General features: G+C 68.8%; 9 protein-coding genes. All 9 read right to left on the bottom strand.

The annotated features are described in order from the left end of the window. Positions 1–321: 321 nt before the first annotated feature. Entirely contained in the window at positions 322–4,206 is a 3,885-nt protein-coding gene (locus ACXJKJ_RS19440) for a translocation/assembly module TamB domain-containing protein (protein WP_457391730.1), read from the bottom strand. A gap of 8 nt (positions 4,207–4,214) precedes the next feature. Further along, positions 4,215–6,029 (bottom strand): autotransporter assembly complex protein TamA, encoded by a 1,815-nt coding sequence (locus ACXJKJ_RS19435; protein ID WP_457391728.1) that lies wholly within the window; start codon positions 6,027–6,029, stop codon positions 4,215–4,217. Continuing rightward, a complete protein-coding gene (locus ACXJKJ_RS19430; RefSeq protein WP_457391726.1) occupies positions 6,026–7,216 on the bottom strand; it encodes a vWA domain-containing protein in 1,191 nt (396 codons plus the stop codon). The genes ACXJKJ_RS19435 and ACXJKJ_RS19430 overlap by 4 nt, the downstream gene beginning before the upstream one ends. Positions 7,217–7,429: 213 nt before the next feature. Continuing rightward, the gene (locus ACXJKJ_RS19425) at positions 7,430–8,665 is read right to left on the bottom strand and encodes an OmpA family protein (protein ID WP_457391724.1); all 1,236 of its coding nucleotides are present in this window, start codon (positions 8,663–8,665) and stop codon (positions 7,430–7,432) included. Continuing rightward, positions 8,662–10,326 carry a serine/threonine protein kinase gene (locus tag ACXJKJ_RS19420; RefSeq protein ID WP_457391723.1) on the bottom strand — a complete coding sequence of 555 codons (1,665 nt, stop codon included), beginning with the start codon at positions 10,324–10,326 and terminating at the stop codon, positions 8,662–8,664. The genes ACXJKJ_RS19425 and ACXJKJ_RS19420 overlap by 4 nt, the downstream gene beginning before the upstream one ends. Before the next feature lie 160 nt (positions 10,327–10,486). Next, positions 10,487–12,469, bottom strand: coding sequence for a S9 family peptidase (locus ACXJKJ_RS19415; protein WP_457391721.1), 1,983 nt, complete (start codon positions 12,467–12,469; stop codon positions 10,487–10,489). Further along, positions 12,466–13,062, bottom strand: a complete 597-nt coding sequence (locus tag ACXJKJ_RS19410; RefSeq protein WP_457391719.1) for a GNAT family N-acetyltransferase — start codon at positions 13,060–13,062, stop codon at positions 12,466–12,468. Before ACXJKJ_RS19410 ends, ACXJKJ_RS19415 begins: the two co-directional genes overlap by 4 nt. After that, entirely contained in the window at positions 13,059–13,283 is a 225-nt protein-coding gene (locus ACXJKJ_RS19405; RefSeq protein ID WP_457391717.1) for a hypothetical protein, read from the bottom strand. The genes ACXJKJ_RS19410 and ACXJKJ_RS19405 overlap by 4 nt, the downstream gene beginning before the upstream one ends. Positions 13,284–13,359: 76 nt before the next feature. Further along, positions 13,360–14,214, bottom strand: coding sequence for an AAA family ATPase (locus ACXJKJ_RS19400; protein WP_457391716.1), 855 nt, complete (start codon positions 14,212–14,214; stop codon positions 13,360–13,362). Positions 14,215–14,296: the final 82 nt, after the last annotated feature.

The raw sequence follows: 14,296 nt of genomic DNA, 5'->3' as shown, positions 1-14,296 counted from the left end.
AATCAACAGGGGTTGATGAAACAACTTTGGTCTCAACGGGGTTTCAGATGTGTAGGCAGGCCGGGATGGCGTAGGGGTGCGCCATCGCGTCGCCTTGTAGGAGGCCGCTGGCTCTCAGCAGATACAAAGCCGGCCCGGATGCGGCTTTGTCTGACAGGCTGGAGCTCGTGGCGCATGGGCTGCGGGCCGAGCGCCGGGCCGCTCCCAAGCCGGCCCGCGGGCGATGTGCTTGCGGCTCAATGCCGCAAGCATCGCCGTCCCCTAGGGGGACCGGTCAGGCTTGCACGCGTTCAGCGGCAAGACTGGACGAGGGGCTCCAAATCAATCCCATTTCCACTGCCAGATGAGATCGAGCGCGTTGTCGTCCCCGCCCTGGGCCCGCAGCGTGAAGCGCTGGGCGATGCGATAGATGAGCTGCCAGGACCCTGTCGTTGCGTTCAGGCCGCGCTCATAGCCGACATACCAGCGCCGCGAGATCTGCTTGCCCAGGCGCACGATGGTGGCCTTGGTGTCATCGTCGCTCTGCGACAGCGAGAGCTCATCCAGGCCCAGGTTGCGCAGCACCTTGCCTGTCGGGCCTTCGCCTTCGCCGCTGAGCAGGGCCAGGGCGGCGCGCTGCAGCAGGGCCGTGTCGGTGCGGCCCAGGCCATCGGGGCCGCGGCCCAGCAGCAGCCAGGAGAGCTTGTCCGTGTCGCTCATCTCGGGCGAGGAGTACAGGCTCACGCGCGGCGCCAGCGCCGTGCCGCCCACGTAAACGCCGACGCGCACATCGAGGTTGGGCCGCACGGCCAGCAGGTCCAGCGACGGGTTGTCGTAGGCGCCGGTGAAGCTGATGTCGCCGCGCTCGATGTCCAGCTTCTGGCCATAGGCGGCGTACTGGCCGCCGTCGGCGTCGAGCTTGCCCGTCACTCGCAGCGGGCCGTTGTTCTGGCTGACCTGCAACTGGCCGCGCAACGTCGTCGCCAGGCCCCGGCCGCGTACCTTGAAGTCGCGGCCGAAGTCCAGTGCGACGTTGACGACGCTGTTGCGCGCGGCCTTGGGTGCGGGCGGCGCGGTGGGTGCTGCGTCGCGCGGGCCGCGCAGCACGGTCACATCGTCGGCCAGCGCGGGCGCGTCGCCGCGGCTGAAGTCGAACAGGCCTTCGTCGGCGCGCAGCTTGCCTTCCAGCTTGAGCCCCTTGGCGTCGAGGTCCAGCGTCGCCTGGCCGCTGGCGACGAGGCGGCGGTCCACGCGCGACAGCACGCGCAGCTTGTCGGCCGTCATCTCGATGTGGGCCTTGGGCTGGGCGCCCAACTCGGCCGTGCCGCTGGCGCGCAGCCAGCCATCGCCGCCGCGCGCTTCGAGCTTGGAGAGCTCGGCATGCTGGCCCTTCAAGTCGAGCGTGAAGCGGCCCTCGGTCACATCCACGCCGAACAGCAGATGGCGCAGCGCCAGGTTCTCGCCTTCGGCGCGGCCATTGAGGTCGGGGGCGCCCAGACGGCCGGAAAGCTGCACGGTGGCCGCCGCGCGGCCGCCCAGGCGCCAGCCGGCCGGCACCCAGCTGCCCCAGGTGGCGAGGTTGGCGATATTGGCCTGCAGCACGCCTTGCACGGGCGTCTGCGCGTCAGGCCACAGCTTGGCCGGACGCAGCGTCACCGCGCCGCCCAGGCTGCCAAGTTCGCTGCCGGCCACACCCTGCGCGAACTGCCACAGGCCGTCGCGCACATTCACCGCCAGGCGCAGGTCGGTCAGTCCCAGCGCACGCTGGCCAAACTCGTCGGTCACGCGCAGGTCGCCGCTCTGGCGTTCGATGAGCAGTTCGGCGGTGAGCCGATCATTCAGCAGCAGCGAGGCATGGCCCGTCACGCGCAGGTCGCCGCCCCAGCCGAAGTCGGGTTGCCAGCGCGCCATCAATGGCGCGGCGGCCACGTCCTCGAGCTGCAGTTCGGCGCGGGCCTCGGGGCGTTCGCCGCCGGTCCAGCTCAGGGCCTGCCAGCGCACGAAGGCGCCGCCCACCTCGGCGCGGCCGGGCTCGGCCTGCAGGCGTGGGCCGTCGCTGGCCCAGCGCAGGCCGATGTCCTTGGCCGCCAGCAGTGGCGGCGTGTTGGGGCGCAGCGGGCCGATGGCTATGCGCGCAACGCGGCCGCTCCAGGCCTGCCCATCCCAGCGGCCACGGGCCTGGAGCTGGGCGTTCAGCGTCAGGTCTTGCGAGTCGCGCGCCGATGCATCTCGAATGATCTTGCCGCTGACCTCGGCCTTCACATCGTGGGCGCTGCGCCGGCCTTGCAAGTCGAGCTTGGCGCTGGTGAGCTGGGCGAGCGGGTCGCGCAGCTGGCTGATGTCCAGGTTCAGCGCGACCGGGCCATCGCCATCGGTGCCGGGCAGGGGCAATTCCCAGCGCGCCTTCAGGGCGGCGATGCTGGTGCCCAATGCCTTGGCGGAGGCCAGCGACAGCTTGCCGCTGCCGCCGACCTGCCAGCCTTTGATGCCGCGCACCAGTTGGAAGCTGCCATCACCCTCGCCCTGGCCGGCGATCGGCTGCTGGTCAAACAGCGCCAGCAGCGGGTTCAGCTCGGCCAGCGCGCCGGCCTTCAGTGCGGCAGTGCCGGTGATGGCTTCGGCCCGAGCCTGGCCGCTGGTCTGCACGCGGTTGTTGCCCAGGCGCCCATCGATGTCGAAGGCCGCCGGGTCGGCGGCGCGTTCGCGCTGCAGCTTGATCCGGCCTTCGAGGGGCAGGCCGGCGAACTGGCTGGGCAGCAAGCGGGCGTAGACGTTGCCACTGAGCGTGGCGAGGGTCTTGCCGCGCACGTCCACATCGGCCTCGGCACTGAGTCGTGTCGGGCCGGGCAGGCGAGCCCAGGCCGAACCGGGTGCGCCGCGCCACAGCAGATGCGGGTCGAACTGGCGTAGCTGAACCTTGAGTTGCGCGGCACCGGCGGTGTCGACGCGACCGCTGGCCTGCAGCGTGGCGTCGCCGCTGGCCAGTTGGGCGTCCTCGATCTGCCACTTCGTGCCCTCGCCCCGGGCTTTGGCCTTCACGCGCAGCGGGCGGTTCTGCACCGTGCCGGCGAGGTCAAGCCTGGCGCTCAAGGGGCCGGCCTTGCCGCCCGCGAGCGTGAGCGGCCCATCCAGGCGCGCCGGCGTGGCTCGCGCGTCCAGCGCTTCGGGGCGCAGGCCCTGCACGCGGGCGTCGAGCTGCCATCGGCCATCGGCCTCACGCGCTCCCTTGCCTTGCACTCGACCACCGCCGGGCAGTTCGGCGTCCAGCGCGGTCAGGCGCAGGCTGGTGGGCTGGTCAGGCCGACCGGCGAGCGCGATGACCAGGCGGTTGACGGGCAGGGCGCCCTGGTCCCATCGGCCGGCAGCGGCGTTGTGCAGGTCGGCCTGCAGCGTGGCTTCGGCGTCGCGGACGGGCGCCTTCAGCTGGGCGTCGCCGCTCAGCGCCGTGCGTGGCAGGCCAGGCATGAGGGCCGCCAGGTCGAGCTTGTCGGCCTTCAGTTGCAGCGCGTTGACGGGCCAGGGCGCAAAGGGCTGGACCTCGCCGTCGGCCTTCAGCGTCTGGTGGGCGGCTTCCAGTTCGGCTTTGGCCTTGAGCCTGGCCAATGGGCCGGTGACTGCAGCGACGGCTGACCACGGCAGGTCGGTCGCTTCGGCCTGCTGCACGCGCAGCGTCGCGTCGGTCTGCAGCGGCGCGGCACTCTCGATGCGGGCCTTGCCGGCCAGCGTCAGGTGTTGCCAGCGAGCAGCCTTGAGCTCGATGCGATGGGTGCCGCGGCGGGGCAGGTCCAGCTGGGCGTCCAGGCCGAGCAACGGTGCCTGATCGGGCGCCCAGCTCAGCTTGGCGATGCGCAGACTGGCGATCTGCACGCCCAGTGGCAGTGTGAGGTCCGGCGGAAGGACGATGGGCTTGTCGCTGGCCTGGCTGCGGATGACGACCTCGTCCACGGCCAGCTCGCGCGCCAGCAGCAGGCCGGCGCTGGGGCTGACGCCCAGGCCCTTCCAGCGCAGTCCGCGCAATTCGGCCGAGCCACCGGCCCAGGTGAGGATGAGGCGGCGCGCGCTGAACTCGCCCATCAGGGAGCCCTCGGGGGCCTCGATCTGCACACCGGGCAGATGGGCCAGCAGCCAGGCACCACCGGAAGGGCGCTGCAGCAGCCAGGCGATGAAGCCCGCGACCAGCAGCAGCACCAGCGCCAGCGCGATCAAGCCGGCGCGCAGGATGCGCAAGGATCGCCTCACAGCGTGATCCCCACACTAAAGTGCAGCCGCCATTTGCCCGTCTCCTGCGCACGCGCCAGGTCCACGCGCAGCGGGCCGACGGGGCTGCGCCAGCGCACGCCGGCGCCATAGCCGATGGCGGCGCGGTAGTCCTGCCAGCGCGAGGCAGCATTGCCGGCATCGACGAAGACGGCGCCCCACAGGCTGGGGAAGCTCGGCATGATGGGGTGCGCGATTTCCAGGCTGCCGGTGGCCAGCACGCGGCCGCCGACGGTCAGACCGTTCTTCTGCGGGCCCAGGCTGCGGTAGGCATAGCCGCGCACCGACTCGTCGCCGCCCGCCAGGAAGAGCAGCTTCTCCGGCACGCCGACCTGTTCCTTCGATACCACCTGCGCCACCTCGGCGCGCGCCGACGCGAACCAGCCACCGAAGGGCTTGTAGACGCCCAGCTTGAACTGCATGCGGCCGAAGGGACCGCTGTCGTCGGTGCCGCCGCCCTTCGCATAGCCGAAGCCGACAAGGGCCAGGGCCTGGTGGCCGTCGGTGGGCAGCAGGGTGCTGTCCAGGCGGCGGCGTATCCACTGCTGGTTGATGGAAAGGGCCAGGTTGGTGTTGACCTCGCTGCCGGCGGTCTCGCGGGCACGCAGCAGCTCGACATAGCTCAGGCGCTCGTCGCGCGTCGACTCGTAGAGGCGGCCCAGGCGCACGCCCAGGTTGGTGGCGATGGTGTCGCCGGTGCGGTCCTGCTCGTACTGCAGCGAGGCGAGGTTGCGTTTCAGGTCGGGTTGGGGGTGGGAGCTCAGTTCCAGCTCGGCGCCGCGCAGGTCGCGGCTGAATTGCAGCTTGGTGCGGGCGCGCACGGGCAGATCGAAGGGGCGGCGGTGCAGATGCTCGACGCTGATGCTCTGGCCGGTGTTGCTGTGATAGCCCACCGCCACCGTGGCCTGTTGCAGGGCCGACTCGGTCAGCGTGACTTGCACGGGCGTGGTGCCGTCGGCGTTCGGGGCCTCGGGCAGCAGTTGCACGCGCACGGCGTCGAAGAGCTGGGTCTTGGCCAGGCGCTCCTGGAACTCGGCCAGCTTCTGCTCGGTGTAGTCATCACCGGTGTCGAAGCCGGCCAGGCGCTCGACGGCATTGCGGCTCTGGCGCTTGAGCCCTTCGATGCGCAGCGCACCGAGCTTCGCACGGTTGCCGCTGGCCAGCACGAGGTGGAGCTCGGCGGTCTGCGTGTCGGGATCGACGCGGGCGGCTGTCTCGGCCCAGCGCGCCAGCGGATAGCCGCCATTGCGCGCGCGCAGCAGCAGATCGCTCTTGGCCGAGGCCCATTGCGACTGCGTGAAGGCGGCGCCGTTCTTCAGCGTCCAGGCGCTGCGCAGGACCTCGCGCAGGGCTTGGGCTTGCGCGTCGGCCAGGCCTTCGGTGAACTCGAGCTCGAGCTTGTCGACCCTTGTCACCGGCCCCGGCTTGACGGTGAGCAACAGCCGCGTTTCGTCTGCCGGGTCGCGGTCCACGTCGGCCTTGGCGTTGAAGTAGCCCTCGGTTTCCAGCAGCGTCTCGGCCTGGGCGGGCGCGGCAGCAGCCAGGCGGGCCAGCTCCACCCGGCTCAGCGCCGCCTCGCTGGCGCGGTAGCGGGCAAGGTCGAGGTTCTGGGCCAGCAGCGTGCGCAGGCGCGTGGCCTCGCGGCTTTCACTGTCGATGCGGATGTCGACGCTGTAGACGGCGGGTGCGTCGGCGGGGATGTCCGGCGCCGGTGGGGCGGGTGCCTGCGGGGGAGCCTGCGTGGCACAGGCATTCAGCAGCACTGCGACGAGCAGTGCAAAGAGACGCTTCATTTGCTGAGCAGCCGCATCGCGCCTTCGAGTCCGGAAAGGGTCAGCGGGAACATGCGCTGCTGCATCAGCTGCTGGATCAGCGCGATGCTCTGCCGGTACTGCCAGACGCCTTGCGGCTCGGGGTTGATCCACGCGTACTTGGGGAAGGCGTGGGTGAGCCGCTGGATCCATTCGGCGCCGGGCTCGTCGTTGTTGTATTCGACGCTGCCGCCGGCCTGCAGGATCTCGTAGGGGCTCATGGTCGCGTCGCCGACGAAGATGAGCTTGTAGTCGCGGTTGTATTTGCGGATCAGGTCGAAGGTGTTGAGCTTCTCGGCGAAGCGCCGCCGGTTGTTCTTCCAGACGAAGTCGTAGACGCAGTTGTGGAAGTAATAGAACTCCAGGTGCTTGAACTCGGTCTTGGCGGCGCTGAAGAGTTCTTCCACGCGGCTCACGTGCTCGTCCATCGTGCCGCCCACGTCCATCAGCAGCAGCACCTTGACCTTGTTGTGGCGCTCGGGCTGCATGCGGATGTCCAGCATGCCGGCGTTGGCGGCGGTGCCGTGGATGGTGCCGTCCAGGTCCAGCTCCAGCTCCGACCCCTCGCGCGCAAAGCGGCGCAGGCGGCGCAGGGCCACCTTGATGTTGCGGGTGCCGAGTTCCAGCGTGTCGTCGTAGTCGCGGTAGGCGCGCTGCTCCCAGACCTTGACGGCGCTCTTGTTGCCCCCAGAGCCGCCGATCCGGATGCCTTGCGGGTTGTAGCCGCTGTTGCCAAAGGGACTGGTGCCGCCGGTGCCGATCCAGCGGTTGCCGCCCTCGTGGCGCTCCTTCTGCTCCTCGAAGCGTTTCTTGAGCGTTTCCATCAGCTCGTTCCAGCCCATCTTCTCGATGGCAGCCTTCTGCTCGGGCGAGAGTTGGATCTCAAGCTGTTTGCGCAACCACTCCAGCGGCACGTCGGCCGTGAAGTCGGTCAGCATCTCCACGCCCTTGAAGTAGGCGGCGAAGGCGCGGTCGAACTTGTCGAACTGGGTCTCGTCCTTGACCAGGGACGTGCGGGCCAGGTGGTAGAAGTCGTCGATGCTGGCCGTGCCGCCGTTGTCGGGGCCGCCGATGACGCCCGCCTCCAAGGCTTCCAGCAGCGTCAGGTACTCGGGCACCGTCACCTTGAGCTTGGCGGCGCGCAGCGTGTAGAAGAACTGGATCAGCATCGGTGCGGACTCGGGGACTGCAGGTCGAAAACGATTATGCAGCGCGAGTCTCGCCGGAGTTAGGGATGCCGTCTTTCGGGCCGAGCGCCGGGCCGCTCCCTAGCCGGCCCGCGCTGGCGATGTGCTTGCGGCTCAATGCCGCAAGCATCGCCGTCCCCTCGGGGGACCGGTCAGACGCACCGCGTTCAGCGGGGTGCGGCTGGACGAGGGGTATCAGTTGCAGGGCACCACGCGGAACTCGACACGCCGGTCCAGGGCGTCCACCGCGTTGTCGCTGCCGCTGCCGACCAGGTTCTCGCGCCAGCCCATGCCGCTGGCCTTGACGCGCTGGGCCAGGGGCGAGGCTTCGGCCGCCAGGCGCTGCTGGATGAAAGTGGCGCGTTGCAGCGAGAGCGCGTCATTGGTCTGCTCCGAGCCGGTGTGGCTGGTGTGGCCGACGATGACCATGCAGACGCGGGCGCCGGCGCCTTCCTTGGCGATCTGCCTCAGCCACATCGGATAGGCGCCGCTGACCTTGGGGTCGGACCAGAACTCCGTGCTGCCGGGGTTGAAGAGGAACTTCACGTCCAGCTTGTTGGCGCGCAGCCCGTAGGCCACGATCTGGCCAAAGGCGGCCTCTGCCTCGGCGGTGCGCCCGAGCCGGACGTTGTTGAGGTAGATGCCGTTGAGTGTGCGCAGCTGCTCGCCGCCCGTCTGATTGCGGGCCTCCTGGTACTTGGTCAACGATTCCGGGTAGCGCTCGGCGTTGTAGAGGGAGCCGGCCTCGTTGATGACGCTGGCCACCGCGACGCGTTCCATGTAGACGCTGTTGGCCGAGCTGCCAGGCGCTGTCAGCGCCGTGCTGATGTAGCCGTCCACCACCTTGTCCTTCACCAGCACCGGGCTGTCCTGGTAGATCGCCAGCGGTGTGTGGTTGAGGCCGTCGTCGCGGGCCAGCGCCGAGGCCTGGGCCATCACCTGGCCCGTCTTGATGTCCACCAGGGCCAGGTTGATTTGCAAGGATTTCTTGCCCGGCACCCCCAGCAGGCGCGTCAGCGTGCCGGTCAGCAGATACTGGACCTTGGACAGGTTCTCGGTCCTGAAGGGCAGCAGGTCGAAGCTGCCTTCCTTGCGCGCCGCCAGGCGCTCGGCGATGCGGCGTTCGAGCAACTGCGTGGTCTGGGTCTGCTGGCCGCTTGTCGCGTCGATCATGGGATCGACGACGACGCTTTTCTTGGCAATCTTGGACTCCACCTTTGCCAGGAAGGCGGGCAGCTTCTGAGTCTGGCCCACCAGGCCATCGGTGGCGACGACGACAGCTTCGCTGAAGGACAACTCGTTGGTCGAGACGGTCGGCTGTTTCGGCGCCGTCTCCAGGCAGCCGGCCAGCAGGGCCATGCAGCCCAGCATCGCGGCACGCCCCAGTTGCACTGAAAAATTGATGCGATTCGTGTGGCCAGCGCTACTCATCGACATTCCTTTTTCAGGTAAGCGGTCTCACTCGCCGTCAGCGGTTCCAGTGAGGCTTTTTGCAGAATATCACTGCACTTTGCGCCCTTCGCCTCGGAGGGCGCAGGAGCGGTCACGGCAGGGCGCGGCTTGGGTGCGGCCGGCGCCACGGCGATGGGCGTCGGCGCCGAGGCTGTGGGTGCCGGCGCGGGAGCAGGTGGCACGGGGGCGGTGGAGGCGGGCGTGTCCGGTGCAGAGGCCGCCGAGGCAGCCTGGACTGGGCTGGAAGCGATCGGCGCTGGAGCTGGAGCCGCAGCGGCGGCCGACGCCGGCGCGGGTGGCGGCGCCAGCTCGGCGGGCGCCGGTGCCCAGAGCAGGGCATATCCGCCCCAGGCGGCCGCGGCCAGGCCCACCACGCCCGCCGCGCTCAGGAGGAGAGCGCGGCGCGGCGGGGCCGGCACGGACGCCTGTGCAGGCACGGCGCTGGACGCTGGAAGAGCTGTCGATGGGGGCGGAGCGGGCAGCACCGGGGGCGGCGGCGCCGCAGGCGGCGGCGTGCGAGCCACGGCGGGCGGCGGCGGTGGTTCGGGGCGTGTCGGCTCCCGCGGCGCGAGCAGCGGGTTGTTGGGTGCCACCTGGGTCGGGTCGAAATCCGGCAGCAGCACCGTTTCGTCGCCAGTCGGAAGGCCCAAGGCCTGCAGCTCAAGCAGATCGATGACCTGCGTGTCGCCGGCAGTGAGCAGGGTCCGGAACTCGGCAATGGATTGCGGGCGGTCCTTCGGGTGGATGGCCAGCGCACGGTCGACGGCCGCGAGGAAGGCGTTGCCGCAGCGACCAGCCGCCACGGTGGCCAGCGGTTGCAACTGGTCATTGAGCAGCCGCTCGACGGAAGCCACCGTGCGGCGGCCGCTGATGGCGGCGTAGAGCACGCTGGCCAGCGCGAAGATGTCGGTCCAGGGGCCCTGGGTGACGCCGGGCATGTCACCGTATTGCTCGATGGGCGCAAAGCCCGGCTTGAGCATGGCGGTCAGCGCATGCGTGAGATCGCCGATGACGCGGCGTGCGGCGCCGAAGTCCAGCAGCAGCGGCCCGTGGTCGGTGAGCAGGATGTTGTCCGGCGCGATGTCGCGGTGGTAGCAGTGCTCGTTGTGCAGCACTTCCAGCGCATCCAGCAGCGGCATCAGCCAGGCGCGCACCTCGGTTTCGGTCGACGGCCGGCCGAGCCTTGTCAACGCCTCTTTCAGCGTCTGCCCCTGGTAGTAGGGCATGGCCATGTAGGCGGTGCCGTTGCCCTCCCAGAACTGATGCACCTTGAGCAGCGCCGGGTGGTCGAAGCGGGCCAGCAGCTTGGCCTCGTTGACAAAACTCCTCAGCCCGATTGCAAAGGTCTCTGCATGGTTGGGCGACTTGACCAGCACTGTCAGCGAATTGCCGGCGCGTGCTGCCATCGACGAGGGCAGGTATTCCTTGATGGCGACCTGCCGCTCCAGGGCGACGTCGGTGGCGAGATAGACGATGCCGAAACCGCCTTCTCCCAGCACCCGGTCAATGCGGTAGTCGTGGATGCGCGTGCCGGGCGGCAGGGTGTGGCCCGGCGTCAGCTGGACCTCCACGGCGATGGTGGGCTCTACCGGGTCTTCTGGGGTTTTGCGCCCGGGTGGACCGCCAGCCGCTTCGCTCATTGCTGCGGGCGACCGGACGGCGGCGCTTCATGCAAGGCAGGCAGCGTGCAGCAGAACTGGATCAGCATGGAGCACAGCATGGAGCAGGGCCGGGATCGAAGTTCTGCGGATTATGCAGAGCCGACACCGTCTCGCCCGCCTGCTGGACGTCGGGCTTGTCCTAGGCGGTGTAGCGGGCCAGCCAGTTGAAGAACTCGCCGTACCAGAGCCGGCTGTTGCGCGGTTTGAGCACCCAGTGGTTCTCGTCCGGGAACCAGACCAGCCTCGAAGGCACTCCCAGCGATTTCAGTGTGTTGTAGTAGGCCAGGCCCTGGGCATCGGGCACGCGGTAGTCCAACTGGCCGTGCATGACGAGGGTCGGCGTCTTGAAATGCTTGGCAAAGGCATGCGGGCTTTGTGCCGCGACGCGGGCCGGGTCATCCCAATAGGCCGCACCCAGCTCCTTGCGATGCCAGCTGTAGGCGTCGTCGGCGTACATGGCCTGCCAGTCGTAGCAGCCGGCGTGGCAGACGTAGGCCTGGTATCGCCCGGCCTTCACGTGGCCGTTCATCCAGGCCACCATGTAGCCGCCATAGCTGCCGCCAGCGGCGACGACGCGCTTGCGGTCGACCCATGACTTCTTCAGCAGCCAGTCAGTGCCGGCCTCGACATCCTGCAACTCGTACTCGCCCCAGTGGCCAGTGATGCTGTCCAGGAACTCGTGGCCGAAGCTGGATGAGCCGTGGTAATTCACGCAGGCGACGACATAGCCCTGGCTGGCGAACACCTGATGGTTCCAGCGCCAGTGCCAGCTGTCACCGAAAGCAGTGTGCGGGCCGCCGTGGATGACGTGCATGACCGGCCACTTCTTCTTCGGATCGAAGCCCGGCGGGTAGGTCAGCCACATCTGCACGTCGTCGTCGCGCGCACCCTGGATCGTGACCTCCTCGTGGCGGCCGAAGCTGTGGGCCGCGAGGCGCTCGTCGTTCAGCGACTCGATGCGGCGCAGGCCATCGTCGCCCAGCACCGACAGCCGCGGCGGGAATGCCATGCCGTCGTGGTTGATGACCAGGAAGCCGGCCGACAGCGCGAAGCTGCCGACATGGCCTCCCTCGAAAACCCGTTCGGCGGTGCGGTCGCCCAGCGCGAACTGCCAGAGGTGGCGACGGCCACGCTCCTCGGCGGCGAAGTACACCGCCTGGTCGTCCTCGGCCCAGCGCAGCGGTGCGCTGACCTCATGGTCCCAATCCTCGCTGAAGACGGCCCAGCGGCCCTGCTGGTCCAGCACGGCGAGCTGGTTCGGATGGTTGTGGCCCAGGGCCTGGTGGCTGGCCAGGAAGGCGAGGTGAGCGCCGCCATGGCTGTAGCGCGGCGCGGCGAAGTCCCAGTCGCCGTCCTGCAGCAGCGTCTGGCCCTGGCGCGTTCTCACGTCGATCTCGGCCAGCGCAAAGCGGCCGTCCAGCTTCTTCTCGGCGGTGGGGTCGAACGCGAAGGCGATGCGCCGGCCATCGGGCGACACGTCGAAGCAATTCACATCCGGCTCGGCGCGGCTCAGCTCCCAGGCCGTGCCCTCGAACAGGTCGCGCACCTTGCCCGTCTCGACGTCCATCACATGCAGATGCGGCACACGGTCCATCGGCAGGTGGTGGTCCCAGAAGCGGTAGAAGGCCTCGTCGGTGACGTAGGCGCTTTCCTTGCGGCTCTTGAAGTCGCGCAGCCGCGCAGCCTGGGCTGCGCCCTTCAGATCGGGCCAGACCCAGGACACGAAGGCGATGCGCCGGCCGTCGGGGAACCACTTGAAGGACTCGACGCCCGTGGGCACTTGGCCGACGCGGCGCGCCTCGCCGCCGTCCGGCGGGATCACATAAAGCTGCGTCTCCTCGTCTCTCACGCCGGCCTGTTCGCGCTTGGCGGTGAAGGCGATCAGGTCGCCACGCGGGCTCCATTGCGGGTTGCCGTCCTTCTCGCCCGCTTCGGTCAGGCGGCGCGGCTCGCCGCCCAGTGTCGAGAACAACCATAGGCTGCTCTGCGCGCGATTGGCCTCCATCGAGTAGCGCGTGACGCCGGCGGCGGCCTGGGCGCCATCGGGGCTGAGGCTGGGCTCGCCGATGCGATCCAGGGCCCAGAGTGCATCGACGTCAAAGGCCTTGGATTGTCTTTTCATGTTCGCTGTCGAGTCAGTTGCCAGTTCAGGTGCGCCTTGACCTCGGGCCATTCGCCCACGGTCAGGCTGTACATGACGGTGTCGCGCACCGTGCCGTCGCGGCGCAGCGCATGGTGGCGGATCACGCCGTCGCGCCTGGCGCCCAGGCGCTCGATGGCGCGCTGCGAGGCGTGGTTGAAGTTGTCGGTGCGCCAGCCCACCAGCTTGGCGCCCAGGGTTTCGAAGGCGTGGGTCAACAGCAGCAGCTTGGCGGTCGTGTTGACGGCGCTGCGCTGCACGCGCTGGGCATACCAGGTGTAGCCGATCTCGACGCGCTCGATGGCCGGCACGATGTCGTGGTAGCTCGTTGACCCCAGCACCTCGCCGGTGGCGGCATCCAGCACGGCGAAGGGCAGGCGGTGGCCGGCGGCCTGCCCGGCCATGGCCGCTTCGACGTAAGTGACGGCCTCGTCGGGCGCAGGCACGCTGGTGAAGCGCAAGTTCCACAGTTCGCCGTCCGCGGCCGCGGCCTGCAGGCCGGGCACATGGCCCAGCGTCAGCGGCACGAGGTGGATGGGGCCGGCGGCCAGCGTCACGGGCAGGACGGGTTTCATGGCTTGTCCTTCAGCATCAGCCGCCGCGCCAGTAAGCGGCCGCCGCCGCAGCCGGCGACGATGAGCAGCAGGCCGATGAGTTGCTGCGCATTCCAGTCGGTGCTGGCGATGAAGTCGATGCCGAACTGCCGGCCCAGCCACCAGCCGACCAGCGCACCCAGGACGAAGCCGACGGCGTCCGCCAGCCCTTCGCGCATCGCGCGGTCGAAGTCTTGAGCCATCAGCGGCGCTCGGCCGTCCGGAGCCGCTGGGCGCCCCCTCGGGGGGCAGCGGGCGTAAGCACGCGTGGGGGCTGCATCATCTGTTGTTGCGCTGCATGAAGACGAGCTTCTCGAACAGCGTCAGATCCTGCTCGTTCTTCAGGAGCGCCCCCACCAGCGGCGGGATGCTGACCTTCTCGTCCTTGGCTTGCAGCGCGTCCACCGGGATGTCTTCGGCCAGCAGCAGCTTGAGCCAGTCGATCAGCTCCGATGTGCTGGGCTTCTTCTTCAGGCCGGGCAGGTTGCGCACGTCGTAGAAGTTCTTCAGCGCGGCGGCCAGCAGGTCCTTCTTCAAGGTCGGGAAGTGCACATCGACGATCTTCTTCATCGTCTCGGCGTCGGGGAACTTGATGTAGTGGAAGAAGCAGCGGCGCAGGAAGGCGTCGGGCAGTTCCTTCTCGTTGTTGGACGTGATGAAGACCAGCGGCCGGTGCTTGGCCTTGATCAGCTGGCGCGTCTCATAGACATAGAACTCCATGCGGTCGATTTCGCGCAACAGATCGTTGGGGAACTCGATGTCCGCCTTGTCGATCTCGTCGATGAGCAGCACGACCGGCTCGTCGGCCTCGAAGGCCTGCCACAGCACGCCCTTGACGATGTAGTTCTCGATGTTGCGAACGCGCTCGCTGCCCTCGATGCCGGCGAGCTGGCTGTCGCGCAACCGGCTGACGGCGTCGTACTCGTACAGGCCCTGCTGGGCCTTGGTGGTGCTCTTGATATGCCACTGCAGCAGCGGCATGCCTAAAGCGCCGGCCACTTCCTCGGCCAGCATGGTCTTGCCGGTGCCGGGCTCGCCCTTGATGAGCAGCGGCCGCTGCAGCGTGGCCGCGGCATTGACCGCGAGCATCAGGTCGGCCGTGGCGACGTACTGGTCGGAACCTTGGAATTTCATTGGGAAAACCGGGGCAAAACCCGAACTGAAGAGGGGCCGGACCAGTATAGGAGGCCTCCTATAATCGCCGCYGCTCCGGAAC

The sequence above is a fragment of the Roseateles sp. P5_E1 genome, from assembly GCF_054049335.1.
The sequence above is the reverse complement of the archived record's forward strand: the minus strand, read 5'-3'. Positions and strand labels throughout refer to the sequence as shown.